Consider the following 24,603-nt stretch of genomic DNA (forward strand, 5'->3'; position numbering starts at 1 on the left):
CCCGTCAGCCCGTCAGCCCGTCAGCCCGTCAGCCCGGCACGAGGAGCTGGGTGGCGGCCAGCTCGCGGTACAGCGGGGTCGTCTCCAGCAGCTCCGCGTGGCGGCCGGCGCCGACCACGCGTCCGGCGTCGAGGACGACGATCTGGTCCGCGTCGACCACCGTCGACAGCCGGTGCGCGACCACCACCAGCGCGGTGGAGCGGCGCTGCACGGCGTCCAGGGCGCGGGCGAGCGCGGCCTCGTTGCGGGCGTCGAGGCTCGCCGTGGGCTCGTCGAGCAGCAGCAGCTCCGGGCGCGCGAGCAGCGAGCGGCAGATGGCCAGGCGCTGGCGCTCCCCACCGGACAGCAGCACCCCGCCCTCGCCCACCGGGGCCTCCAGGCCCAGCGGGGAGCGCGTGGCCAGCCCCGTCAGGCCCACGGCGGCCAGCACCTCGGCCACCTCGGCCTCGCTGGCGCGAGGGGCCGCCAGCAGCAGGTTCTCGCGCAGCGTGCCCGCCAGCACGGGGGCCTCCTGCTCCACGTAGCCCAGGCGGGCGCGCAGCGCCGCCCGGGGCAGGTCGCGCAGGTCCGTGCCGTCCAGGCGGACCGCACCGGCCACCGGGTCGTCGAAGCGCTCGAGCAGCCCGAGCAGGGTGGACTTGCCGGCGCCCGAGGGGCCGACCACCGCGGTCCGGGTGCCGCGCCCCACGCTGAAGGAGACGCCGTCGAGCACGAGCGAGCTGCTGCCGCGGTGGGCGTAGGAGACGCCGTCCAGCTCCAGCAGGTGCGCCCCGGTCCGCGCGGGCGCGGGGGCGGCCCGGGGGGCGGGGTCCTCCTCGGGGAGGGCGAGCACGTCCTCCACCCGCGAGAGGGCGCCGAGGCCGAGCTGGAGCTGGGAGTAGGCGCCCAGGAGCTGGCCCAGCGGCATGACCAGGAGGAACAGGTAGAGGATGAACGCCACGAGGTCGGCGACGGAGATGGCCCCGCTGGCCACCCGGTAGCCGCCCGCCCCGAGCACCGCCACGAAGGCTCCCTGCACGGCCACGCCCACCAGCGGGGAGATGGCCGCCTGCACCCGGGCCGCGCGCACCCCCGCCTGGTAGGCCTGCTCGGCAGCGCGCCCCACGGCGTCGACCTCGCGGTCGGTGGCCCCCGCGGCCCGCAGGGTGCGCACCGCGCCCAGGGCGCGCTCGACGGCGGCGGTCATCGCCCCCACGCGCTCCTGGGAGGCGCGCGCCAGGTCGCGCAGGCGGCGCCCCACCGCGACGCCCGCCACCACCCCGACGCCCACCGAGACCAGCACCACCCCCAGGAGCAGCGGGTCGACCAGGGCCATGGCGACCACCGCCCCGACGGCGAGCAGCGCCGAGGAGGCCACCTCCACCAGCCCGGAGGTGACCACGGCGCGCAGGAGCGTGGTGTCGGAGCCGACGCGGGAGATGAGGTCGCCGGTGCGGCGGGAGTCCAGCTCGGCGACCGGCAGGCGCAGCATCCTGCCGACCAGCCGGCGCCGCGTGCTGAGCACCACGCCCTCGGCGGTCCGCTGGAGCAGGTACTGCTGGACGGCGCCGACGAGGGAGCCGGCGACCAGGACGACGACGACCGCCACCACCGCCGGCGCCGCGCGGCCGCCGTCCTGGACGGCCTCCACCACGCGCCGGACCAGGAGGGGCTGCGCCAGACCGGTGGCCGCGGTGACCAGGGAGAGGGCGGCTGCCGCCGCGAGCGCGCGGCGGTGCTGGGACAGGTGGGGCAGCAGGCTGGCCAGCCCCTCGCGGCGCCCGGCGGTGGCTCCCGCCGGGCGGGGCCCGTCCGGGCCGGTCCCGCCGCCGGGGCTGGTCAGCGGTCGCCCCAGCGGGAGAGCCGGAAGCGCTGGTGGGCCGCCTGCCGGCTCACGCCCATCGCCGCGGCCACGGCCGCCCAGGACGCCGAGCGCAGCCGGGCCCGGCGCACCGCGACCTCCTCCAGGGCCTCCAGCTCCCGCCGCGCCGCCGCCAGGGCCGCGAGGGCCTCCAGCGGGTCGTCGTCCGCTGCCCGAGCCACCAGTGCCGCCAACGCCGCCACCTCCCCGTCCCGGTCCACCACGGCGTCAAGCATCCTTGACGGCATGTGATCCGTCAAGCGAGGTTGACGCATCCGGAGGGCCCGGTGGCGACAGCCAGGGCCTGGTGGCCGCCGCCAGCGCCAGGGCGAGCGCAGCGCCGGTGCACCAGCCGCCCAGGACGTCGGTCAGCCAGTGCGCCCCGAGGTAGATGCGCGTCAGCCCGACCACCAGCGCGAAGCCGGCGGCGGCGGCCACCGCGGCCACCCGGGCCCACGAGCCGCGCAGGGCCGTCACGGCCAGCACGGCCAGCGCCACGGCCAGCGCCGCGGACGCCGTGGCGTGGCCGCTGGGGAAGGACGGGTCCAGCGGGTGCTCCAGCGCCTCGGAGGCCGGGGGCCGGGGCCGCTCGAGCAGGCGCTTGGTGGTGGCGCTGACGGCCGGTGCGGCGGCCACCACCAGGGCGGCGTACCCCAGCGGGCGCCAGGTGGAGCGGTGCAGGGCCAGCGGCACCGCCACGGCCGCCGCCAGGAGCGCCCGGTAGGGCGTGGTGCCGAGGTCGGACAGCAGGCGCACCGCGGGCGTGAGCGCCGGTGAGCGCAGCTGCTCCCCGAGGGCCTTCGCCGGCTCGTCCAGCCGGCTGACCAGGCCCCCGGAGAGGGCGTCGGCGCCCAGCGCCGCGGCCAGGCCCACCAGCCCGGCCGCGGCCAGCAGCAGGCGCCGGCGCACGGGGGCGCCGGTCACCGCAGCGCACCCCTCGCGGTGCGCAGCCGCCAGGCGGCGTCGCGCGCCGCGGCGCGCAGCATCGGCCCGCGCGGCGAGGTCGCCATGAGCGCGAGCTCCTCCCCGGGGCGGGTCAGCCCGTCCAGGAAGCGCAGCACCCGCTCGGCGGGGTTGAGCGCGAAGAGCCTGACGAAGAAGTCCGGGCCGTCCAGGCCCCCGCGCTCGGGCCCGTCCAGCAGGGCCCTCAGCACGAGCGCGTCCATCCACGCGTGCCGCCGCGGGTAGGGGCGGGGCAGGTCGAGGTGGTCACCGGGCACACCCGCGGCCAGCTGGCCGCCCAGCGCGCGCGCCGCCCGCTGCATGGCCGTGAAGGCGTAGCCGGTCGAGGGGCGCACCGCCCCGCCCGCCGTCCCCAGGCGGAGCACCCTGCTGCGCCGCAGCCCCCGCGGTGCTGGGCCCCGCCGGGGGAAGGGGGCGTCGGTCATGGGGATGACGCCGCTCTCCTCGTGCTCGACCACCGCGGGCGCCGTCGGCGGCGCGCCCACCAGGGCACGGGGCAGGTAGGCCTCCAGGGCCTCGGCGTGCCGGCCCTCCCCCAGCGGTCGGGGCACGAAGGCGGTGTGCTCCACGAGCACGGTGGCGGCGTCGCTCGGCAGGCAGTACCCGAAGGCGAGCCCGACCTCGGGCTGGGGCACGGAGAAGTCCATGAGGACGGCGCGGTCGGGGTCCAGGCCGGCGCCGTCCACGCGGACCCGCCGGCCCAGGAACTCCTGCACGAGGGCGGACGCGCCGGGTCCGGCGGGTGGCGCAGGGCGGGAGTCGAGCACGGCGGGGGCCCGCAGCACCCCGCCGGGCAGCACCACACGGGCGCTCCCGGCGTCCTCCTCCACGGCGGCGGCGGTGACCGGGAGGTGCTCCAGGTGCAGCAGGCCGCGCGCCCGCGCCTGCTCCACGAGACCTGCGACGTGGGCGTAGTAGTCCTCCCCGCGCACCATGGCGTACACCAGCGGGCCGAGGTCGAGGGCGCTGGGAGCGCCGTCGGGCCCGACGACCAGCACGCTGCTCCAGGAGCGGTGCACCGCTGGCGCCAGCACCTCCAGGGCCCGGCCCCGGCTCGGCAGCCAGGAGCACCAGGTCCGGTCCGCGGGCCGTGCGGTGAGCCTGTCCAGGGGGTCGACCACCACCGCGCGCAGGGGCCGGCGGCGCGGCTCGCGCTCCAGCGCGAGCACGAGGTGGTGGAGCACGGCGACCCCCGCGCCACCGCCACCGAGCAGGGCGACGTCGGCGTCGGGAGCGGCGGACGGCACGACCCATGGTCACCCACCTGGAGTTGATCTTCCTCGGGTGTCACCCGGTCCGGTGGGCGCTACGGTGTCGGCGTGACCCACCTGGTGACCACCGAGCGCCTCGTCGTGCGCGACTGGGAGCGCTCCGACGCCGCCGCCGCCCTCGCCGTCTTCGGTGACGAGAGGGTCTCCCGCTGGCTCGCTCCTGCCGCCGACGCCGTGCCCGACGAGCAGGCCATGGCCGACAGGCTGGAGCAGTGGCGGGCCGAGCAGGTCACCGGTGACGGCGACGTCGAGCAGTTCGTCGGCCGGTGGGCGCTGGCGCGCAAGGAGGACGGCGTCGTGGTCGGCGCCCTGGTGCTGCGGACCATGCCCCCGCACGGCGAGGACCTCGAGATCGCCTGGCAGCTCGCGCCGGAGCACTGGGGCCAGAGCTACGCCAGCGAGGGCGCGCGGGCCCTGGCCGCCTGGGCCTTCGACCACGGCGCCTCGGAGGTCTTCGCCGTGGTCCGCCCGGGCAACGAGCGCGGTGAGTGGATCGCGCGGCGCCTGGGCATGGAGTGGGTCGGCGAGACCGACAAGTACTACGACCTGCACCTGCGGGTCTACCGGCTGCGCCCCAGCGACCTGGCCCCGCCGGACCCGGTGACCACCGGGTCCCTGCCGGTCGTCAGCCCCGGTCCTCCTCCGGCCTGACCGGGGCGCCGGAGCGCGCCCGCCGCGTGAAGCGCCGGGCCAGGGCGACGCGGATCGGGGGGACCACCACGCCCTCGGCTGCCAGCTGCGCCCGCACCCGGCGCCGCGTGACCAGCACCCCCGTCACGCCCACCGCCCACACGACGTACTGCACGCTGAAGGCGGCGCGGAAGTCGCCCAGGGAGTAGTCGCCGCCGGTGAGGTCGAGCACCACGCCCACGGCGAGCACGGTGAGCAGGCTCGCCACGAAGCCGCCGACGTTGACGATGCCGGTCGCGGTGCCCTGCCGGTCGGCGGGGTTGAAGGTGCGGGCGTAGTCGAAGCCCACCATGGACCCCGGTCCGCCGCTGGCCAGGGCCAGCACGAGCAGCCACAGCAGCCACAGCGGCGCCGGACCGGGCCAGGCGAGCACGGCGGTCCAGGCGGCGGCGTTGCCGGCCACGATGGTCAGCACGAGCCACGACCGCCGCAGGGGGTGGCGGGCGACCAGCACCCCCAGCAGGGGCCCGGCCACCAGCCCGGCGACCACGTAGGACGTGAACAGCGCGCTCGCGGTGGCGCGGGGCAGGCCCTCCCCGCGCTCGAGGAACGGGAAGCCCCACATGAGGACGAAGACCGTGCCGGGGAACTGCGTGGCGAAGTGGCTCCACAGCCCCAGGCGGGTGCCGGGGTGGCGCCAGGCGCGCACCAGGTCGCGCCCGGCCTTGGACCAGCTCAGCGCCGGCCCGGAGGCGGTGCGCACCCCCGGGGCGTCGCGGACCACCAGGGCCACCAGGACGACGGCGAGCACGCCCAGCGCCGCCGTGGAGGCGAACGCCGGCGCCCAGCCCGGTCCGGACAGCAGCGCCACCAGCGGCACCGCGGACAGCACCTGGCCCAGCTGGCCCAGCAGCCCCGTCAGCTGCGTGATGACGGGCGCCTGGCGCGCCGGGAACCAGGCGGCCACGAGCCGCAGGACGCTGATGAAGGTCAGCGCGTCGCCGGCGCCGACGAGGACGCGGCCCAGCACCGCCAGGGGCAGCGAACCCCCGAGCGCCAGCACCAGCTGGCCGGCCGCCATGAGGAGACCACCGGTGACCACCAGGCGCCGGGTGCCGAACCTGTCCAGCAGGACTCCGGCGGGCACCTGCAGCAGGGCGTAGACGAGCAGCTGCAGGACCGTGAACGCCGAGACGGCGGCGGCGGTGGTGCCGAAGCGCTCGACAGCGGCCAGGCCGGCCACCCCGAAGGAGGTCCGCTGCAGCACCGCGACCACGTACGCCGCGACGCCGACGCCCCACACCAGCCACGCCCGCACACGGCCAGTCTCACGGGTCGCCGCCGACCGGTGGCCGGGTGCCCTGCGACGACGACCGCCGGCCGTCGCAGCGCGACGACCGGCGGTCCGTGCTCGGGCGGCGCGGCCCGGAGGCCGGCCGGTGCCTCAGGAGGCCTGGTAGGTGAGGCAGGCGGCGGTGTCCGAGCCGCTCGCCCCGGCTCCCACGCGGATGGAGCTCGCGGTGCACTCCAGGTCCCTGTTGAAGGTGCAGTCGCTGCGCGAGCACGCACCCACCTGCGCCACCACCTTGTCCAGCCCGCCCTTGGTGCTCAGCGGGATGAAGGTGCCGCAGTCCGCGGAGCCGTCAGCCGAGCCGACGGTGATCGCGAAGGCGTGGCACCCGTCGTGGTTGTAGGAGCAGCCGGCGACGGTGCACTCGGTGACGGCGGGCATCTCGAGCGTGGCCACGGTGACCTCCAAGGCGTGGGACGGGGATATCCGGGTGCTCACACCATAAAGGTGGAAGGCCCGTTCCGCGAGCACGTCGTCGCAGGTCAGCGCCCGTTCGCGATAGTCAACGAGGCCGTTCCGATATTCGGTGAGGCTTGCCTCACCGATATGAGGAGAGCCTTTCCTGACCGCCTCGGCGACCTCCGCCGCTGCCGCGCGCACCGGCGGGCGAGCCCGCGCGGGAGCGGCCGGAGCTGCGCCGGGAGGACGAGCCGCGGGCGGCTCCGCCCGCGCGCGCCGGCGGGGCGGCGGGCGCCGGGGGCGCCGGCTCGACGTGGGGGGCCACCTCGCCGGTGAGCTCCACGACCACCGGCGAGGCCGGCGTCGTCCGCTGGTGCTGCGCCGCGCTCACGCGCGCCTGGCGCATCATCGTGGCGACCTCCCGGGCCTGCTCGGGCAGCACGACCGTCACGACGTCCCCGCCGGAGCCGGCGCGCGCGGTGCGCCCGGAGCGGTGCAGGTAGGCCTTGTGCTCGGTCGGCGGGTCGACGTGGACGACCAGCTCGACGTCGTCGACGTGGATGCCGCGGGCCGCGATGTCGGTGGCGACCATGACCTTGACCTCGCCGGAGGTGAAGGCGTCCAGGTTCCTCACCCGGGCGTTCTGGGAGAGGTTGCCGTGCAGGTCCACGGCGGGGATGCCCGACGCGGTCAGCTGCTTGGCCAGCTTCTTGGCCTGGTGCTTGGTGCGCAGGAAGAGCACGCGGCGGCCGGTGCCGGAGGCCAGGTGGCGGACGACGTCGGTCTTGGCGGCGGCGTCGGCCACGTGCAGCGCGTGGTGCGTCATGGCCGGCGGCGGGGCCGCGGCGCTGTCGACGGAGTGCGTGAGCGGGTCGACCAGGTACCGCTTGACCAGGACGTCCACGCCGTTGTCCAGCGTGGCCGAGAACAGCAGCCGCTGCCCGCCGCGCGGCGTGGCGTCCAGCAGGCGCTTCACCCCGGGCAGGAAGCCGAGGTCGGCCATGTGGTCGGCCTCGTCGAGCACCGTCACCTCCACGCCGTCCAGCGTGAGCTCGCGCTGGCGCAGGAGGTCCTCCAGGCGGCCGGGGCAGGCGATGAGCAGGTCGACGCCCGCGGCCAGGGCGGTCACCTGCCGGCCCTGCGGCACGCCGCCGAAGACGACGGTGGTGCGCAGCCCGGCGGCCTGGGCCAGCGGCTCGACCGTGGCGGCGATCTGGGTGGCCAGCTCGCGGGTGGGGGCGAGCACGAGGCCGCGGGGGCGCCGGGGGGTGCGCGGAGCGGACCCGGCGGCGACGCGGGCGACCAGCGGCAGCGCGAAGGCGATGGTCTTCCCCGACCCGGTGCGGCCGCGCCCCAGCACGTCGCGGCCGGCCAGGGTGTCCGGCAGCGTGGCGGCCTGGATGGGGAAGGGGTCGGTGACGCCGCGGGCCTCCAGTGCCGCGACGAGCGGCGCGGGGACGCCGAGGGCGGCGAACGAGGCGCCGGCCGCGGTCGCGGCCGCAGGGGCCGGTGCCGGCGGTGCAGCGGGCGCGGGGGTGGCCGGCGCCTCGGCGGGCCGAGCGGCGCGCGGTGCCGGCGGCGCGGTGCGAGGTGCCTGCGGCGCGGCTGGCGGCAGGGAGCCTCCGGCCAGCGAGCCGGGCGCCAGGGAGCGGGAGCCGGGGACCGCGGCCCGCGCGGCGGGGCCCTGGCCGCCGCCGCCGCGTCCTCGGCCGCCGCGGCGCCGTCGGCGCTGGTCGCCGCCGCCGTCGCCGGAGGAGGCGCCGGCCGGACGGCCGGGGGTGGTGTGACCGGGAGTGCTGTGGCCGGGGGTGCTGTTCCCGGGCGTGTTCGTGGGGGGCACGGTTCGCGTGTTCCTCTCGGGCCGCGGCGCGCTCGTGCGCGGCGCAGGCCTGTCCCGCGCTGGAGCCTCGGCTCGGCGCTGGTGGCTGGCCACCTCCCGCCGGGGCGTCACGCCGGCGCGGCGCGGGAGGTGATCGGGTGGGCGGTCCGCTGCGAGCCTCGGGCTCGGCGCGTCGGACGCTGCCGCGCACCCCCAGTGTGCCCCATCGGCGCGGCGCCCCTGACGCGACACGCCACATGCGTCACACGTGGAACACCAGTAACACGCAGCACCCGGCCGGACGGGTCCCTGGTGTCGCGGTCACCACACTGGCGGGTCAGCGGCGGAGAGGGAGGCGTCGTCGACGGCGAAGGTGCGCACGCGCCCCACGCCGGTGTGCGGCCCCTCGAAGCGGACGGTGACCCGCCCCACGCCGGACCCCTGCACCCACCCGGCCCCGTGCTCGTCGTGGAGCACGTCCTGACCGGGCCGCCAGGACACCGCCGCGGGGCTGGAGCTGCCGGCCCCCGGCGGCTCCGCTGCCTCCGCAGCAGCGCCAGCGTCGTCGTCGGCGGCGTCGGCGGCGTGGTCGGCGTCCTGGTCGGCGTCCTGGTCGGCGCGGCGCTGGTCTCCGTGGTCCTCCTCGGGGTCGGCGGGCGCCAGGAGGTCGGCGAGCAGGTCGCCCTGCACCGGGTCGTCGAGACCCTCCAGAGCGCCCACCAGGCCCGACACGCCCACGCCGAGCAGGCGCAGGCCACCGGTGGTGTCGATGGCCGCGAGCAGCGGCAGCGCCGCAGCGGTGATCTCCTCCGCGCTCGCCACCCCGGCGCTGCCGGCCGCCGTGGTCGCCGAGCGCGCGAGCGTGGAGAAGTCGTAGCGCCGCGCCTTGACGGTCACCGTGCGGCCCCGGAGGCCGTTGGCCAGCAGCCGCTCGGCCACCCTGGCGGCCATCCGCGCGAGCTCGGCGGAGAGCGCGGCCCTGTCGACGACGTCGGTGGCGAAGGTCTCCTCGGCGCTCACGGACTTGGCCTCGCGCTGGGGCACGACCGGCCGCGGGTCCACTCCGTGCGCGGCGGCGTGCAGCGCGGTGCCCGCGGCGCGACCGAGCACGGACACGAGCTCGCGCTCGTCGGTCGCGGCCAGCTGGCCGACCGTGGTCACGCCCAGCGCCGCCAGGCGGGCCTCCGTGGCGGGCCCGACGCCGGGGAGCGCCCTCACGCCCAGGGGGGCCAGCACCGAGCGCTCCGCACCCGCCGGCACGACGAGCAGCGCGTCGGGCTTGCGCAGGTCCGAGGCCACCTTGGCCACCAGCTTGCTGGTGCCGATCCCGACCGAGGCCGTCAGGCCCACCTCCTCGCGGACCCGCTCGCGGAAGGCCACGGCCGCGGCGAGCACGCCGTCGTCCTCGGGGCCGGTGGAGGAGGCCGTCAGGTCGACGTAGGCCTCGTCCAGGGACAGCGGCTCGAGGAGCCCAGGAGGTCCGGCGAGGTCGGCCAGCAGCGCCATCACCCGCGCCGAGGCCGTCCGGTAGGCGGGGAAGCGCGGGGAGAGGTAGGCGGCCCAGGGGCACGCGCGGCGGGCCACCGCGGTCGGCATCGCCGACCCCACCCCGAAGGCGCGAGCCTCGTAGGACGCCGTGGCCACGACCCCCCGCCAGGCGGTGCCGCCGACGACGACGGGCTTCCCGCGCAGGGAGGGCTTGTCGCGCTGCTCGACGGCGGCGTAGAAGGCGTCGAGGTCGACGTGCAGCACCGTCCGGTGCCCACCGTGGTCGGAACTGTGCGCTGCGTCGCGCACTGGTCCGTCCGGGTGCACCTCACGACGGTACCCGCAGCGGCTCCTCCAAACGTTCTCCCAAAAGCGCCCACGGACGCACACCGCCTCCGTAGGTTGTGGGCGAACGCCCGGTCGACCCGCTGCAGGGTCCGGGCCCAGGAGCACCGTCGACACGGAGGTCACCCGTGAGCCGCACCGCCCGCCACCGCGCCCAGCCCGAGCCCAGCCGCATCACGCGTCGCGCGCTCGGCGTCGCCGCCACCGCGGCGGTGGCCGTCGCCCCCGTCGTCGCCGTCGCCGCCCCCGCCTCGGCCGCCAGCGGTGACACGTGGAACCGCCTCGCCCAGTGCGAGAGCACCGGCAACTGGAAGATCAACACCGGCAACGGGTACTACGGCGGACTGCAGTTCTCCGCCAGCACCTGGAAGGGCTTCGGCGGCGGCCAGTACGCCTCCCGCGCCGACCTGGCCAGCCGCGAGCAGCAGATCGCCACCGCGGAGAAGGTCCTCGCCGCGCAGGGCTGGGGCGCCTGGCCCGCCTGCTCGCGCAAGCTGGGCCTGTCCGCCGCGGACAAGGCCGGGTCCGCCGGCGCCGCGCCCGCTGCCGCTCCGGCACCGGACGTGACCGCCGACCGCGCGCCGCAGGCGTCGCGCTCAGCGGCTCGCGCGGGCGGCTCCTACACCGTGGCGCCCGGAGACACGCTCGCCAAGATCGCTGCCGCACAGGGCACCTCGTGGCAGGCCATCTACTCGGCCAACGCCTCCGTGATCGGCAGCAACCCCCACCGCATCTTCGTGGGACAGGTCCTCTCCGTCTGACCTGCGGCGAGGACCTCCGCTACGGGGAGTCACAGTCATGTCATGCACGGGGTCTTTTCGACACTCTCGGTGATGTGTGTCAGTCTCGTGGCCGATGACCTCCTCCACCAGCGCCCCGGTCCGAAGCTCCCGCCGCCGCCTGCTCGCCCTCGCGGCAGCAGCCTCCCTGGCAGCAGCCCCTCTGGTGGCCCTGTCCGGGACCAGCGCCCAGGCCGCCTCGGCGAGCACCTGGGACCGGCTCGCCGCCTGCGAGAGCACCAGCAACTGGTCGATCAACACCGGCAACGGGTACTACGGCGGACTGCAGTTCTCCGCCAGCACCTGGAAGGGCTTCGGCGGCGGCCAGTACGCCTCCCGCGCCGACCTGGCCAGCCGCGAGCAGCAGATCGCCGTGGCCGAGGAGGTCCTCGCGGTGCAGGGCTGGGGCGCCTGGCCCTCCTGCTCGGCGAAGCTCGGCCTGACCGCCGCGGACGAGGCTGGCTCAGCCGCCGCTGAGGTCGCCGGCTCGCGCGAGGCCCCGGCGGCCTCCCGCTCCTCTGAGCGCACCACGAGCTCGGGCAGCTACACGGTCCAGGCCGGCGACACCCTGTCGAGCATCGCCACCTCTGCCGGCACCAGCTGGCAGGCGCTGCACGCCGCCAACGCCGCCGTCATCGGGGCGGACCCCGACCGCCTGCGCGTCGGCGCCGTCCTGGCCGTCTGACCCGTCCCGACCGCGACCACAGGGGCGCGTCCGCCGCGGCGGACGCGCCCTTGTCGCATCCCCGGTGCCCCGTCCGCGGGACGGCGGGGTCCGCACGTCAGGGCCGGGAGCCCCAGCACCGCCCGAGCACGCGGACCGAGCGTCGCCCCGGGCGGAGGACCGTGCCGTCCTCGCTCCTGACCCTTGTCCGGCTGTGACCCGCGTCACTACCCTGGGCGCTCTGTCCACTCCTCAGGAGGTGGCGGTGGCGCAGCAGGGAGACCTGTCACTCCTCGGCGACCCGGCGGTCGACGTCCTGCTCAGGTCCAGGGTGCCAGCGCGCCTGGCGTACACGTGGCACGACGGCACCCCGCGGGTCGTCCCGATCTGGTTCCACTGGACCGGGGAGGAGCTGGTCTTCGGCTCGCCCGCGCGCGCCCCGAAGGTCCGGGTCCTGCGGGAGCGGCCAGACGTCGCGGTGACCATCGACACCGACGTCTGGCCCTACCAGGCCCTGTCACTGCGCGGCAGGGTGCACGTCGAGGTGCTCGACCACGTGGTGCCTGAGTACGAGCTCGCCGCGGTGCGCTACTCCGATCCCGAGCAGGGCCGCGCCTGGGCCGACAGCCTGCGGGACCGGCCGATGGCCCGCATCGCCCTCACCCCCAGCTGGGTGGGGCTCATCGACTTCGCGGCGGGGCGGGTGCCGAGCGCCCTCGGCGGCTGACCGCACACCCTGCTGGCGCGGACGGGTCTGCGGGGTCAGCCGGTGGCCATGTCCACGAAGCGCGAGTAGTGGCCCTGGAAGGCCACGACGATCGTGTCGGTGGGTCCGTTGCGGTGCTTGGCGACGATGAGGTCGGCCTCCCCCGCCCGCGGGCTCTCCTTCTCGTAGGCGTCCTCGCGGTGCAGCAGGATGATCATGTCGGCGTCCTGCTCGATGGCGCCGGACTCGCGCAGGTCGGCCATCGCCGGGCGCTTGTCGGTGCGCTGCTCCGGACCGCGGTTGAGCTGGGAGATGGCGATGACCGGCACCTCGAGCTCCTTGGCGAGCAGCTTGAGCGCCCGCGAGAACTCCGAGACCTCCTGCTGGCGGCTCTCGACCTTCTTGCCGGAGGTCATCAGCTGCAGGTAGTCGATGACGACGAGCTTGAGCCCGTGCTGCTGCTTGAGCCGGCGACACTTGGCCCGGATCTCCATGAGCGTCATGTTGGGGCTGTCGTCGATGAAGAGCGGGGCCTCGCTCACCGCGCCCATGGTGCGCGCCAGGCGGGTCCAGTCCTCCTCCCGCATGGTGCCCTTGCGCATGTTCTGCAGCGGCACCTTCGCCTCGGCGGACAGCAGGCGCATGGTGATCTCGGTCTTGCCCATCTCCAGGGAGAAGACGACGGCGGGCATGTTGTTCTTGATCGCCGCCGACCGCAGGATGTCGAGGCCGATGGTCGAGTTGTGCGTGGGCACCATCGACCTGGTCGCGAGGTAGAGGTGCGACGGGTGGTCGACCTCGATGCAGCGCACCGGCACGCTCGGCACGGGACGCACCTCGACGACGAGCCGGTGCTGCCGCGCCTGCGCTGCACCTCGAGCGCGCTTGCGCTCCAGTGAGAGGTCACTGCGACGGAAGTCCGCGACTCCGCCGTCGAGGACGACGTGGCGGTGCGCCTCGTCCAGGGTCGCCCGAGCACCCAGGGAGCTGGCGAGCTCGGCGGCGACGGGCGAGAAGGGCCGTCCTGAGGGCAGGAGGAGCTCCCCGGACGGTCCGGGCGCCCCCCAGACGTCGGCGATGCCGGCGAGGAGGTCCCGGCGCTGGGCGACCGATCCGCGCAGGAGGACGTCCACGGCGTCGTCGAGCTCCCCGCTGATGCCGTCAGGGTCGACGCCGTCACCCTCGACGAGCGCCAGCACCTGCAGGGGCAGCGCGCAGCCGCGCGCGGCCCACAGAGCACCGACCGCGTACGGGTGCGCCACCGGGACGTCGGGCAGGGCCACCGGCCGTGTGACGCTGACGCTCACCGAGGAGCCGGCTGTCCACCGGGCCGCGAGCTGCTCGGTGGTGAGGGGCGTCTGCGGCGACTCGCGGACGACCCACTGGTGCTGGGCGTCGGCGACGACGGTGGTCCCGTCGTCGAAGACCACCTCGTAGCAGGGGCGGTCGACCATGACCTCGGTCGCGGCGACGACGCGGGTGGGGCTGCCGTCGGCGGCGATGACGTCATCACCGACGCGGACCTCGCCCATGGTCGTCCAGCCGGTGGGCGTCGGGAGGGGCGTGTCGAGCGCCAGGGCCTTCCCGATGGCCGGGCGCGCGGCGATGACGATCATCTGCCCGCCGTGCAGGCCGTTGGTCAGCGCGTCCAGGTCGGCGAAGCCGGTGGGGACGCCGATCATCCCGTCACCGCGGTGGCTGGACGCCTCGATCTCGTCGATGGTCGCCTCGATCGTGGCGCCCAGCGGCACGTAGTCCTCGGTCTGGCGCTGGTCGGTGACCGCGTAGACCTCCGCCTGCGCGGTGTTCACCAGGGCGTCGACGTCACCGCCCTCGGCGGCGTACCCGAGCTGGACGATGCGCGTGCCGGCCTCGACCAGGCGCCGCAGGACGGCGCGCTCGCGCACGATCCGGGCGTAGTAGCCGGCGTTGGCGGCCGTGGGCACCGAGGAGATGAGCGTGTGGAGGTAGCCGGGGCCGCCGACCCGCCCGATGTCGCCCTTGCGGGTCAGCGTCGCGGCGACCGTGACCGCGTCGGCCGGCTCCCCGCGGCCGTAGAGGTCCATGATCGCGTCGTAGACGAGCTCGTGCGCGGGCCGGTAGAAGTCCGTGCCGCGGATCTGCTCGACGACGTCGGCGATGGCGTCCTTGCTGAGCATCATGCCGCCCAGCACGCTCATCTCGGCGGCGACGTCCTGCGGGGGCGTGCGCCCCAGCTCCTGCGCCGGTCCGGCGGAGGACTCGTACTGCTCGAGGTCGGCCAGCGACATCCGTGTCAGCCCCCCTGCCTCTCCTGAGCGGTGCTCCGCCCACCCGTCCTGCCGGCCCGCACCCGGACCGCTCACCACATCTAGCCACCCACCACCGACAGTCCGCGGGAAGCGCGGCGGGAGGGGGTGGACGGGGGCCGGAGGGCCTCCGCCGCCTCGTGCCGCGGACGCGGTGGCGCCAGACGACGGTAGGTGCCCGCGGCGGGCTCTGCGGGCGATCGGCGCCCCCCGGCGCGGCGGGCCTGTGGACAGCCGGATGCCGCACCGCTCCCACCTGCGACGCAGGGAGGGGGAGTTGTCCACAACCTGGGGACAGACCTGTGGACAACTGTGGATAACTCGGTGTCGATCATTTCTGCACGGCCTGTGACCTGCGGCGACGTCCACCCCCGGGATGTGGACGACGAGCCGTCCACAGGATGAACCGGAGGTTGCGGCGTGTCGGCGCACCGGCGTGTCGCGGTCGACGCGCCGGTGGTGACGCAGCGCTCACGCCTCACGGCAGACCGTTGCTGTGGGTCATGAACGGGCCCCGTGCCGCAGGGCGCTCACCAGCTCGGGAGCCGACCGCACCGAGCCTCGAGGACGGTCGGAACGGTCCCGGGAGCGGGTGGGACGGCATCGGCGCCTCGGAGGCGTCGTGGGGAACCAGCCGGCGCCTCCGGTGCGCGGAGGGACGACCGGGGGCGCCGTGGCGCCGTCCGCGCCCGGCACGACGACGCCCGCCCCGCGGCTGCGGGACGGGCGTCGAGGTGGTGCAGCGGCGCTGCCGGCGGCTCAGGCCTCCGGGACGACCTGCACGTCGATCGAGGCGGACACCTCGGGGTGCAGGCGGACCTGCACGGTGTACTCGCCGGTGGAGCGGATCGGGTTGCCGATCTCGACCTTGCGGTGGTCGATCGACGTGCCGGTGGAGTCCTTCACCGCGCTGGCGACCAGCGACGGAGTCACGGACCCGAACAGGCGCCCGCCCGTGCCGGTGCGCACCTGCAGCTGCACCGGAGCGGACTCCAGGCGCTGCTTGACGGACTTGGCCTCGTCGATCGAGGCCAGCTCGCGGCTGGCGCGGGCCGCGCGGATCTGCGCGACCTGCTTCTCGCCGCCCTTGGTCCAGCCGGTGGCCAGGCCGCGGGGCACGAGGTAGTTGCGGGCGTAGCCGTCCTTGACGTCGACGACGTCGCCGGGGGCACCGAGGCCGGTGACCTCCTGCGTGAGGATGAGCTTCATGTCTCGGTCTCCTCTGTCAGCCGGTCAGCGCGGCGAGCTGGTGTAGGGCAGCAGGGCCATCTCGCGCGCGTTCTTCACGGCGGTGGCGATCTGGCGCTGCTCCTGGACGGACACACCGGTCACGCGGCGGGCGCGGATCTTGCCGCGGTCGGAGATGAACTTCCGCAGCAGCGCGGTGTCCTTGTAGTCGACCGTGGTGATCTTCGCCGCCTTGAGCGGGTTGACCTTCTTCTTGGGCTTGCGCACAGCGGGCTTGGCCATCGTGGAGCTCCCTCTCTCGGAGCCCGGCCCCGCTGGCAGGGGCCGGGATGGTGGACGTGGTCTGTGGGTCTGGAAGTGCGGGAAGAGCCGTCTGTCAGAACGGCGGGTCGTCGTTGAACGAGCCGCCGCCCCAGCTGCCGCCGCCGGAGCCCTGGCCGCCGCCGCCGCCCGAGGGGCCGGTGGCCCACGGGTCGTTGGACTGGCCGCCGGAGGAGCCGCCGAAGCCGCCGCCCCCGCCGGAGCCGGAGCCACCGCCGAAGCCGCCACCGCCACCGGAGCCGCCGCCGAAGCCACCGCCCCCACCACCGCCGGAGCGCTGGGTCTTGTTGACCTTGGCGTTGGCGTAGCGGAGCGACGGGCCGATCTCGTCGACCTGCATCTCCATGGTGGTGCGCTTCTCGCCCTCCTTGGTCTCGTACGAGCGCGAGACCAGGCGGCCGGTGACGATGACCCGCGTGCCGCGGGTCAGGGACTCGGCGACGTTCTCCGCCGCGTCGCGCCAGACCGAGCAGCGCATGAACAGGGTCTCCCCGTCCTTCCACTCGTTGCTCTGGCGGTCGAAGGTGCGGGGCGTGGAGGCCACCGTGAAGCCGGCCACGGCCGCCCCGGACGGGGTGAACCGCAGCTCCGGGTCGCTCGTCAGGTTGCCGATGACGGTGATCGTCGTCTCGCCGGCCATGGGGTGCTCCTCAGCAGCTGGGTGGTCTGTCGCGTGCGGTCCGCGTGCGTCGCCGGTCTAGCAGCCGGCGCCGACAGCGGGTCTCAGGCGGTCTCGAGGCGCAGGAGCTTGGTGCGCAGCACGGCCTCGTTGAGGTTGAGCTGGCGGTCGAGCTCCTTGGCGGTGGCCGGCTCGGTCTTCATGGTCACGACGGCGTAGATGCCCTCGGACTTCTTGTCGATGTCGTAGGCCAGGCGACGGCGGCCCCAGATGTCGACGGCGTCGACGGTGCCACCGTCGGCGCGGACGACGTTGAGGAACCTGTCGAGCGACGGGGCGACGGTGCGCTCCTCGAGCTCGGCGTCGAGGATGACCATCAGTTCGTAGGCGCGCATCAGCGGCCCACCTCCTCTGGACTCGGCGGTCACGGTCTCTCCGTGACAGGAGGTGCCGCGCACCGGGGCTGCGCGGACCCGCCGGAGCGGGTCAGCGCCGTCCTCGAGCGGGCGGCAGCGGCCCGGGGGACCGGGCCAGCAGGTCAGTCTACCGGCTGCGCGACCGGCGACCGGACGTCGTCGTCGGCCGAGCGCGCGGCCCGCCGCTCGCCGGGCTGCCGGGCCGAGCGGGCGGTCAGGCGCACGCCCTGCACGGCCAGGAGGCCCAGCGCCGCCAGCCGGAGCACCAGCAGCGCGGCGTACGCCCCGGGCGAGGCGCCCCTGCCGTCCTCGGAGCTGGTGGCGTGCAGGTACAGCCAGGTGCCGGTGGCGTAGGCGCACTCGGCCAGCGCCCAGGGCAGGTGGTCGCGCCACCGCGGGGCCGCCACCGCGGCCAGCGGCAGGACGACGAGGGTCGCCTGCACCGGCACGCTGGGGGAGACGGCCAGGCCGCCCGCGACGAGCACCAGCGCCGTGGCGGCCAGGCGCCGCACCGGCTCGGCACCGGCCGTGCGGGCAGCCGCCGCGGCACCCAGGAGGAGGACCAGGACCAGCCCGGCTGCGGCCAGCGCGGTCACCGCTCCCGCCGGCAGCGCCGACCAGGGCAGCCCCGCACCGCCGGGCAGGCTGCCCTGCAGCGCCGGCAGCAGCCACGGGGAGCCGAAGCCGGCTCCGCCGGAGCCGTCCCACCAGCGCGACCCGCCCGGCTGGGTCCCCGTGCCGAGGCTGGAGGCCAGCGTGACCAGCCCGCCGGCGAGCACGGCCGCGGCGGTGGCGGCCAGGGCCTCCAGCGGCCCCAGGGGGTGCTCCGCGCGCTCCGGCGCCTCCTCCTCGCGCTCCGGCGCCTGCTGCCCGCGGGCCCGACGGCCGACGACGACGACCAGCCACAGCGCCACGAGCACCAGGCCCACCGCCGGCCGCACCCCGGCGGCGAGCCCGACCAGGGCACCGGCGACCGCGGGCCGGCGGTGCGAGAGCGCGAGCAGCGCCGCGCTGAGCAGCAGGACGCCGACCAGGTCGACCGACACCAGCCCCGCGGTGACCACGACCGGGCTGAGCGCGACCAGGGCCGCCTCCCAGCCGGAGGCGCCTCCCCGCCCCCGGCGTGCGCGGACGAGGAGCACCGCCGACAAGGACAGGCACAGGGCGGCCAGGAGCACCGAGACGTCGAAGGCGCCGCGGGGCGTGGTCGCCACCAGGTCGAGCAGGCGCAGCACCACGGCCGTGGTGGGCGGCTGGCCAGCGGCCCCGCCCTGTGCGAACAGCGCCGGCACGTCGGAGTAGCAGGCGTGCACGAACTGGTCGGGGGAGGCCCAGCCGCTGGTGCGGCAGTGCTGCCGCGTCAACGCCGCCAGCGCGACGGGGACCACGGCCGCCAGCGCCAGCAGCGGTCCGGCGCCCCACAGGCGGCTGCCCGCGGGGCCCGGCGCCGCGCGGTCGCCCAGGGGGCCGCCCACCACCTCGCTGGCGGCCCTGACGACGCCGTCGGTGCGGCTGGGTGCTCCCACGCCCGTGATCGTCCCCCACCGCCTCCGCCGCTCGACCTCCGGTAGGGCCAGCTCAGCCCTGCGCGCGGGGTCCCGACGCCGTCGGGCCGCCCGTCGCCTGCTGGCCCGGCCTGCCCTGGCCCAGCCGGGCGGCGATCCGGTCGGCCAGCCCCGGGGGACCCGCCGCCTGCGCGCCGTCGCCCTGGTCCTGCCCCGAGCCGCCCTCGCCGCTGGGCTGGTCCGTGGCCCCGTCCGTGGCGCCGTCGGTGGGGCTCTCGCTCGGCGCCTCGGTCGGGCTCTCCGTGGGGGAGGCCGTCGCGGTCTCGGTCGGCGTCGGCGTCGCCGTCGGCGACGGCGCGGAGCTGACCTGCTTCGAGGGCGGGGGGAACTGCACGACGTCGGTGCCCTTGAGCGCCTTGGTCATGTAGGAGGTCCAGATCTTGGCGGGGATGGTGCCGCCGGTGATGTCGCTCCTCACCCCGCCCCAGGACCCGAGGGGGAGCTGCGCGTAGTCGGGGGCGGGGCCGGTGTTGTAGAGCACCACGGCGGTCTCGAGCTGCGGGGTGAAGCCGTTGAACCACGCCGCCTTGCTCTCGTTCGTGGTGCCCGTCTTCCCGGCGATCGGGCGCTTGCCGAAGGCGCTGCCGACGCTCGCCGCCGTGCCGCCGCTCTTGGTCACCGACTGCATGGCGTAGACGGTGTCGGCGACGGCGTCCCGGTCGAAGCTCGCGCTCGGCGTGGTGACCTCGGTGTAGCGGGTGTCCTCGCCCTGCTTCACCTGCGCCACGAAGTGCGCGGGGCGCACGTCACCCCCGTTGGCCAGCGCCGCGTACGCCTGGGCCATCTGGATCGGCTTGACCGTCGAGGTCCCCAGCACGTTGGACAGCAGGTCCGTCTCCGACTCCGCGACCGGCGCGCCGAGGCGTGCGGCGACGTCGGCGGTCTTCTCCGGGCCGACCTCCTCGTTGAGGCGCACGTAGACGGTGTTGACCGAGTCGGCGGTGGCCTTGACGAGGTTGATGTCCCCGAACTGCTCGCCGCTGCCGCGGCCGTAGTTCTTCACGGTGTACCCGTCGATGGTCTGCGGGCTCGCGCCGTCGAAGGTGTCCGAGAGCGTGAACTCCCCGCTCTCCAGCGCAGCCAGCAGCGTGAAGGGCTTGAAGGTGGAGCCGGCCTGGGCCGCGCCGTAGGTGACGGCGTCGAACTGCTGCTGGGGGTCCTCACCGCTGTACATCGCCCGGACGCCGCCGGTGGCCGGGTCGATCGAGACCAGGCCCGCGCGCACGGTCTCGGGGCGGCCGCGCGTGGGGTAGGCGTCGGGGTCGCGCATCGTGTCGATGGCGTCCTGCTGGAGCTTCGGGTCGACCGTCGAGGTGATCTGCAGGCCGGCGGTCGCCACGGCGTCGCCGGTGTCGATGATCTGCGAGCCGCCGTCGAGCGTCGCGACGCTCAGCCCCTTGGAGGCGACCTCCTTGACGACCGCCTGCAGCACGTAGCCGTTGGGACCGCTGAACCACTGGGGCTTCTGCTGCTCGACGGTGCCGGGCATGTCCGGGTTGGCGGCGACCTCCTCGGCGGGCACGTAGCCCATCTGCTGCATGGCCCCCATGACGTAGGAGTAGCGCTTCTGGGCGTTGTCGGGGCTGGTGGCCGGGTCCCACGCCGAGGGCGCCGGGAGGATGCCGATGAGCAGGGCCGCCTGCTCGTGGGTGAGCTGGCTGGGGTCGACGTCCGGGCCGAAGTAGGCCTCGGTGGCAGCGCCGATGCCGTAGGCGCCGCGGCCGAAGTACACGGTGTTGAGGTAGCTGGTGAGGATCTGGTCCTTGGAGTACTGCTGGTCGACCTTGAGCGCCTGGATCGCCTCGGTGGCCTTGCGGGTGTAGGCCCGCTGGTCGTTGCCGGTGATGTTCTTCACGTACTGCTGCGTGATGGTCGATCCGCCGCCGAGGTCCGGGTTGCCCGTCAGGACGCCCCACACGGCGCGGCCGATGCCGGTGACCGAGACGCCCTTGTTCTCGTAGAAGGTGCGGTCCTCCGAGGCCACGGCCGCGTCCTTGGCGGACTTGGGCATCTCCTCGGGGGTCAGCGGCTTCCTGTCGATGCCGCCGTTGAGCTCGCCCATGACCGTGGTGCCGTCGCTGTAGTAGACGGTGGTGGTCGCCTTGAGGGCGTCGCCGTTCATGGACGGCGTCGAGGTGGTCGCGTAGGCGAAGGCCCCAGCGCCGACCACCATGATCACCAGCAGGAGCAGACCGCTGACGACCAGCTGCCACGACGGCAGCCAGCGGCGGCGCCGCTTCGGCGCCGGCCGTCGCGCAGCGCTGCCGCCCCCGTGGCGGTGGTCGCCCGGGCGGGCGGCGGGGGCGGATCGTCGGCTGGTGGCCTGGGGGTGAGAAGGCACCGGGTGCGTCCCTGGAGTCGTGCGGGCCCGCCGGTCCCCGTCCTGGGCCCGGCCGGCACCGCGGCGGAGCGGTCTCGGGTCGCAGCCAGTATGCGGCGCCGACCTGGGCCCCCACCGGGCTTCGCCCTGACGGGCACACCGCGAGTCGCGTGGCGCCACCGAGGTCGCTACAGTCCGCTGATGTATCGGTTCGATACATCAGTGGGCCGTCCGCGGCGGACGCGCTGCCGGACGACGCACGAGGGAGACGCCACGTGGCACGAGGCTCCGACGCCCTCACCATCGCCGTCCTCGGGCTCCTCGACGACGCCCCGCTGCACGGCTACGAGCTGCGCAAGCGCATCGACCTCGTGATCGGCCCCCTGCGGCGCCGCATCTCCTTCGGCAGCCTCTACCCCGCCCTGCGCTCCCTGGAGGAGCGCGGCTGGATCACCCAGAGCTCGCCGACCACGGCCACCCCTCCGCTGGCCGGCAGGCGCAGCCGCGTGGTCTACCAGCTCACCGACGCCGGCCGCACCCAGCTGCGCTCGCTGCTGGCCAGCTCCGGGCCGGCGACGTGGGAGGACGAGCAGTTCGACGTCCACTTCGCCTTCTTCGGCAGCACCGACCCCGCCACCCGGCTGCGCATCCTCGAGGGCCGGCGCACCCGCGTGGTGGAGCGGCTCGAGCGCGTCGGCGCCGCGCGGGCCAGCGCCCGGCCCGACAGCTGGAGCGCAGAGCTGCACCGCCACACCACCGACTCCCTGGAGCGCGAGCTGCGCTGGCTCGACGAGCTCGTCGAGCGCGAGCGCAGCGCCGGCTCCGGGGCCGGGGGGCCGACCAGGTCCCCGCAGGCACCGCCGTCCTCCTCGCCGGCGCCGCAGGGCGCCGCAGAGGGGGGAGCGGCCAGCACCACCAGCGAGCCGACCGGCCAGCTGTCGTCCAACCAGTGAGGAGAGAACGGATGGGCTCCATCCGCGTCGCCGTCGTGGGCGTCGGCAACTGCGCCGCGTCCCTGATCCAGGGCGTCGAGTACTACAGGGACGCCGCGGACGACGCGACCGTCCCCGGTCTGATGCACGTCCGCTTCGGCGAGTACCACATCCGGGACATCGAGTTCGTGGCAGCGTTCGACGTGGACGCCAAGAAGGTCGGCTTCGACCTGTCCGAGGCGATCTTCAACTCGGAGAACAACACCGTCAAGATCTCCGACGTCCCGCCGCTGGGCGTGCCGGTCCAGCGCGGCCACACGCACGACGGCCTCGGCAAGTACTACCGCGAGACCATCGAGGAGTCCGACGCCGAGCCGGTCGACGTGGTCCAGGCGCTCAAGGACGCCCGCGCCGACGTCCTGGTCTGCTACCTGCCGGTCGGCTCCGAGGACGCCGCGGAGTTCTACGCCCAGTGCGCCATCGACGCGAAGGTCGCCTTCGTCAACGCGCTGCCCGTGTTCATCGCCTCCGACCCGGAGTGGGCCCAGAAGTTCACCGACGCCGGTGTGCCGATCGTCGGCGACGACATCAAGAGCCAGATCGGCGCGACCATCACGCACCGCGCGCTCATGCGCCTCTTCGAGGACCGCGGCGTCATCGTCGACCGGACGTACCAGCTCAACGTCGGCGGCAACATGGACTTCAAGAACATGCTCGAGCGCGACCGCCTCGAGTCCAAGAAGATCTCCAAGACGCAGGCCGTGACGAGCAACGTCGACCACGACCTCGGCAAGCGCAACGTGCACATCGGCCCGAGCGACTACGTCGAGTGGCTCGACGACCGCAAGTGGGCGTACGTGCGCATGGAGGCCCGCAACTTCGGCGACGTGCCCCTGAACATGGAGTACAAGCTCGAGGTCTGGGACTCCCCCAACTCCGCGGGCGTCATCATCGACGCGCTGCGCGCCGCGAAGATCGGCCTGGACCGCGGCATCGGCGGCCCGCTGACCTCGCCGTCGTCGTACTTCATGAAGAGCCCGCCCGTGCAGAAGCGCGACGACAAGGCCAAGGACGACGTCGAGGCGTTCATCGCCGGCACGAACGAGCGCTGACGCCCGTCCCTCCCGGCGTCTCACCGGAGGCCCGGACCCCTCGGGGTCCGGGCCTCCGGTGCGTCCGGGGCGCCGGCTCCCCGGCGACCGGGCCCGGGCGTTCGACGTGGAACCACTGGTGCACGGGGAGTCACCGCGTGCAACGGACGGGCGATCGGCGAGGCTTGCGCCCATGAGTGACCGGGCGGCTCCCGCCGGAGCCGAGGGCCGCCGCCCGTCCGGTGCCGCGACGTCGGGCCTGCTGGCCGGCGCGGCCGCCGTCGCGAGAGCTCCGGGAGCCCGGCTCCTCGTGGCGGTGCGCCTCCTGGGGCAGGCCGGTGACGGGGTCCTGCAGGCGGCGCTGGCCTCCTTCGTGCTGCTCTCCCCCGAGCGCGCCGCCTCGCCGGGCGCCATCGCCGGTGCCATGGCCGTGCTCCTGCTCCCCTTCACCCTCGTCGGCCCGTGGGCCGCTGCCGTCCTGGACCGGTTCCGGCGGCGCCAGGTCCTCGTGGTGGCCTCGGGGGTGCGCTGCGCCCTGGCGCTGGCCGCCGCCGTCGCCGTGGTGGCGGGTCCGCCGGTCGCGGTGCTCGTGGTGGCGCTCGCCTACCTGTCCGTCAACCGGCTGCTGCTCGCCGCCCTGTCCGCCTCCCTGCCGCGCGTGCTGCCCGCGCGGGACCTCGTGGCCGCCAACGCCGTCGTGCCCACCGCCGGCAGCGCGACCGCGCTGGCCGCGGGCGCGCTCGCGCTGGCCGCCCGTCCGCTCGTCGGGCTCGGCGACGGCGGCGACGCACGGCTGCTCGTGGTCACCGCGCTCCTGTGCGCCGCCGCGGGAGGCGTGGCGCTGCGGCTCCACCGCGACGCGCTCGGCCCGGGCGACGCCGACGTCGCCCAGCACCCCCACCCCGAGCGCGACCTCGTCGGGGCGCTGCGCCACCTGCGCGAGCGCCGGACGGCGGCGCGGGCGCTGCTGCTCATCGGGGCGCACCGCCTCGGGTACGGCGTGGCCCTCGTGCTCTCCCTCCTCTACGCGCGCACGGCGGTCGGGCGCGGTGGCGACGACGACCTCCCCGGCGGCGCCGTGGACGCCACCTCCGAGCTCTTCGCCGCCACGGCGCTGGTGGGGGCCGTCACCCTCGCCTCCGGTCTGGGCTTCGCCCTCGCCGCGGCGCTGACGCCGGTGGCCGCACGACGGCTGGGGGCCCAGCGGTGGGCGCACCTCGCGGCCGCTGGCTCGGCCGCCGCTCCCCTGGCCCTCGTGGTGTCACCGGGCCCGGTGACGCTCGTCGTGGCCGCCGGGCTCCTCGGGGCGACGGCGCAGAGCGTGAAGATCTCCGTCGACACCCTCGTGCAGACCGGCGTGGACGACGGCTTCCGCGGGCGGGTCTTCGTCCTCTACGACGTGCTCACCAACGCGGCCACCGTGGCCGCGGCCGGGCTCGCCGCGCTGGTGCTGCCAGCGGGTGGCTACTCCGCCCCGGTGCTCGCCGCGCTCGCCGTGTGGTGGGTGCTCGTGGCGGCGTCCGGCGCGGCGTCGCACCGGGCGGCCGCGCGCGCCTCCTGAAGGCCGGCGGGCGTTCCCCGTGGAACGGGGTGGGGGTGTCGGCGCGT

At 75.5% G+C, this 24,603-nt stretch carries 22 protein-coding genes; 7 read left to right on the plus strand and 15 right to left on the minus strand.

The genetic code is table 11. From position 1 onward, the window contains the following. Positions 1-28: 28 nt before the first annotated feature. The 4 genes from ACUN9U_RS04960 to ACUN9U_RS04975 are packed head-to-tail and all read right to left on the minus strand — an operon-like array spanning position 29 to position 4,050. Entirely contained in the window at positions 29-1,822 is a 1,794-nt protein-coding gene (locus tag ACUN9U_RS04960) for an ABC transporter ATP-binding protein (RefSeq protein WP_445483958.1), read from the minus strand. Beyond that, positions 1,819-2,022: a hypothetical protein gene (locus tag ACUN9U_RS04965; RefSeq protein ID WP_445483818.1), complete on the minus strand. Its 204-nt coding sequence runs from the start codon at positions 2,020-2,022 to the stop codon at positions 1,819-1,821. The genes ACUN9U_RS04960 and ACUN9U_RS04965 overlap by 4 nt, the downstream gene beginning before the upstream one ends. A gap of 46 nt (positions 2,023-2,068) precedes the next feature. After that, positions 2,069-2,764 carry a phosphatase PAP2 family protein gene (locus ACUN9U_RS04970; RefSeq protein WP_445483819.1) on the minus strand — a complete coding sequence of 232 codons (696 nt, stop codon included), beginning with the start codon at positions 2,762-2,764 and terminating at the stop codon, positions 2,069-2,071. Continuing rightward, positions 2,761-4,050, minus strand: a complete 1,290-nt coding sequence (locus ACUN9U_RS04975) for a lycopene cyclase family protein (protein ID WP_445483820.1) — start codon at positions 4,048-4,050, stop codon at positions 2,761-2,763. The genes ACUN9U_RS04970 and ACUN9U_RS04975 overlap by 4 nt, the downstream gene beginning before the upstream one ends. 72 nt (positions 4,051-4,122) lie before the next feature. Here ACUN9U_RS04975 and ACUN9U_RS04980 point away from each other — a divergent pair, with 72 nt between their 5' ends. Then, positions 4,123-4,725: a GNAT family N-acetyltransferase gene (locus tag ACUN9U_RS04980; protein WP_445483821.1), complete on the plus strand. Its 603-nt coding sequence runs from the start codon at positions 4,123-4,125 to the stop codon at positions 4,723-4,725. On the opposite strand, the gene ACUN9U_RS04985 is transcribed toward ACUN9U_RS04980, so the two are convergent. From ACUN9U_RS04985 to ACUN9U_RS05000, 4 genes are all read right to left on the minus strand, one after another. After that, complete coding sequence (locus tag ACUN9U_RS04985) at positions 4,700-6,022, minus strand: MFS transporter (protein ID WP_445483822.1); 1,323 nt, start codon at positions 6,020-6,022, stop codon at positions 4,700-4,702. The genes ACUN9U_RS04980 and ACUN9U_RS04985 overlap by 26 nt on opposite strands. A 126-nt stretch (positions 6,023-6,148) precedes the next feature. Further along, on the minus strand, positions 6,149-6,451 hold the full coding sequence (locus tag ACUN9U_RS04990) for a DUF1540 domain-containing protein (protein ID WP_445483959.1): 303 nt from the start codon (positions 6,449-6,451) through the stop codon (positions 6,149-6,151). Positions 6,452-6,593: 142 nt separating this feature from the next. After that, positions 6,594-8,294: a DEAD/DEAH box helicase gene (locus ACUN9U_RS04995; protein WP_445483823.1), complete on the minus strand. Its 1,701-nt coding sequence runs from the start codon at positions 8,292-8,294 to the stop codon at positions 6,594-6,596. 300 nt (positions 8,295-8,594) lie between these two features. Beyond that, positions 8,595-10,025 (minus strand): DNA polymerase IV, encoded by a 1,431-nt coding sequence (locus ACUN9U_RS05000; RefSeq protein WP_445483824.1) that lies wholly within the window; start codon positions 10,023-10,025, stop codon positions 8,595-8,597. A 209-nt stretch (positions 10,026-10,234) separates the two neighbouring features. On the opposite strand from ACUN9U_RS05000, the gene ACUN9U_RS05005 reads away from it, so the two are divergent. The 3 genes from ACUN9U_RS05005 (at position 10,235) to ACUN9U_RS05015 (ending at position 12,276) form a co-directional block, all read left to right on the plus strand. Then, entirely contained in the window at positions 10,235-10,867 is a 633-nt protein-coding gene (locus tag ACUN9U_RS05005) for a LysM peptidoglycan-binding domain-containing protein (protein ID WP_445483825.1), read from the plus strand. Between the two features lie 94 nt (positions 10,868-10,961). Continuing rightward, on the plus strand, positions 10,962-11,570 hold the full coding sequence (locus ACUN9U_RS05010) for a LysM peptidoglycan-binding domain-containing protein (protein WP_445483826.1): 609 nt from the start codon (positions 10,962-10,964) through the stop codon (positions 11,568-11,570). A 244-nt stretch (positions 11,571-11,814) separates the two neighbouring features. After that, a complete protein-coding gene (locus ACUN9U_RS05015) occupies positions 11,815-12,276 on the plus strand; it encodes a pyridoxamine 5'-phosphate oxidase family protein (protein ID WP_445483827.1) in 462 nt (153 codons plus the stop codon). A 35-nt stretch (positions 12,277-12,311) separates the two neighbouring features. Here the strand turns inward: ACUN9U_RS05015 and dnaB are convergent, their stop codons facing one another. The 7 genes from dnaB to ACUN9U_RS05050 all read right to left on the minus strand — a co-directional run bounded on the left by dnaB (position 12,312) and on the right by ACUN9U_RS05050 (position 20,993). Continuing rightward, positions 12,312-14,525 (minus strand): replicative DNA helicase, encoded by a 2,214-nt coding sequence (dnaB, locus tag ACUN9U_RS05020; protein ID WP_445483828.1) that lies wholly within the window; start codon positions 14,523-14,525, stop codon positions 12,312-12,314. Positions 14,526-15,302: 777 nt separating this feature from the next. After that, on the minus strand, positions 15,303-15,752 hold the full coding sequence (rplI, locus tag ACUN9U_RS05025; RefSeq protein ID WP_445483829.1) for a 50S ribosomal protein L9: 450 nt from the start codon (positions 15,750-15,752) through the stop codon (positions 15,303-15,305). 24 nt (positions 15,753-15,776) lie between these two features. Next, positions 15,777-16,013, minus strand: coding sequence for a 30S ribosomal protein S18 (rpsR, locus tag ACUN9U_RS05030; protein WP_109772846.1), 237 nt, complete (start codon positions 16,011-16,013; stop codon positions 15,777-15,779). Between the two features lie 94 nt (positions 16,014-16,107). Then, on the minus strand, positions 16,108-16,692 hold the full coding sequence (locus ACUN9U_RS05035) for a single-stranded DNA-binding protein (RefSeq protein ID WP_445483830.1): 585 nt from the start codon (positions 16,690-16,692) through the stop codon (positions 16,108-16,110). Between the two features lie 83 nt (positions 16,693-16,775). After that, the gene (gene rpsF, locus ACUN9U_RS05040) at positions 16,776-17,066 is read right to left on the minus strand and encodes a 30S ribosomal protein S6 (protein WP_445483831.1); all 291 of its coding nucleotides are present in this window, start codon (positions 17,064-17,066) and stop codon (positions 16,776-16,778) included. A 143-nt stretch (positions 17,067-17,209) separates the two neighbouring features. Continuing rightward, entirely contained in the window at positions 17,210-18,613 is a 1,404-nt protein-coding gene (locus ACUN9U_RS05045; protein WP_445483832.1) for a hypothetical protein, read from the minus strand. Between the two features lie 52 nt (positions 18,614-18,665). Continuing rightward, entirely contained in the window at positions 18,666-20,993 is a 2,328-nt protein-coding gene (locus ACUN9U_RS05050) for a transglycosylase domain-containing protein (protein WP_445483833.1), read from the minus strand. A 254-nt stretch (positions 20,994-21,247) separates the two neighbouring features. On the opposite strand from ACUN9U_RS05050, the gene ACUN9U_RS05055 reads away from it, so the two are divergent. The 3 genes from ACUN9U_RS05055 to ACUN9U_RS05065 all read left to right on the plus strand — a co-directional run bounded on the left by ACUN9U_RS05055 (position 21,248) and on the right by ACUN9U_RS05065 (position 24,556). Continuing rightward, positions 21,248-21,925: a PadR family transcriptional regulator gene (locus tag ACUN9U_RS05055; protein WP_445483834.1), complete on the plus strand. Its 678-nt coding sequence runs from the start codon at positions 21,248-21,250 to the stop codon at positions 21,923-21,925. A gap of 11 nt (positions 21,926-21,936) precedes the next feature. Next, complete coding sequence (locus tag ACUN9U_RS05060; protein ID WP_445483835.1) at positions 21,937-23,016, plus strand: inositol-3-phosphate synthase; 1,080 nt, start codon at positions 21,937-21,939, stop codon at positions 23,014-23,016. A 172-nt stretch (positions 23,017-23,188) separates the two neighbouring features. Then, on the plus strand, positions 23,189-24,556 hold the full coding sequence (locus ACUN9U_RS05065) for an MFS transporter (protein WP_445483836.1): 1,368 nt from the start codon (positions 23,189-23,191) through the stop codon (positions 24,554-24,556). Positions 24,557-24,603 lie beyond the last annotated feature (47 nt).

The organism is Quadrisphaera sp. KR29, assembly GCF_052644995.1.

Coding starts and splice junctions, on each gene's coding strand:
- rpsR (WP_109772846.1), bottom strand. CDS start 16,013: ATGGCCAAGCCCGCTGTGCGCAAGCCCAAGAAGAAGGTCAACCCGCTC.
- ACUN9U_RS05060 (WP_445483835.1), top strand. CDS start 21,937: ATGGGCTCCATCCGCGTCGCCGTCGTGGGCGTCGGCAACTGCGCCGCG.
- rplI (WP_445483829.1), bottom strand. CDS start 15,752: ATGAAGCTCATCCTCACGCAGGAGGTCACCGGCCTCGGTGCCCCCGGC.
- dnaB (WP_445483828.1), bottom strand. CDS start 14,525: ATGTCGCTGGCCGACCTCGAGCAGTACGAGTCCTCCGCCGGACCGGCG.
- rpsF (WP_445483831.1), bottom strand. CDS start 17,066: ATGCGCGCCTACGAACTGATGGTCATCCTCGACGCCGAGCTCGAGGAG.
- ACUN9U_RS05065 (WP_445483836.1), top strand. CDS start 23,189: ATGAGTGACCGGGCGGCTCCCGCCGGAGCCGAGGGCCGCCGCCCGTCC.
- ACUN9U_RS05035 (WP_445483830.1), bottom strand. CDS start 16,692: ATGGCCGGCGAGACGACGATCACCGTCATCGGCAACCTGACGAGCGAC.
- ACUN9U_RS05010 (WP_445483826.1), top strand. CDS start 10,962: ATGACCTCCTCCACCAGCGCCCCGGTCCGAAGCTCCCGCCGCCGCCTG.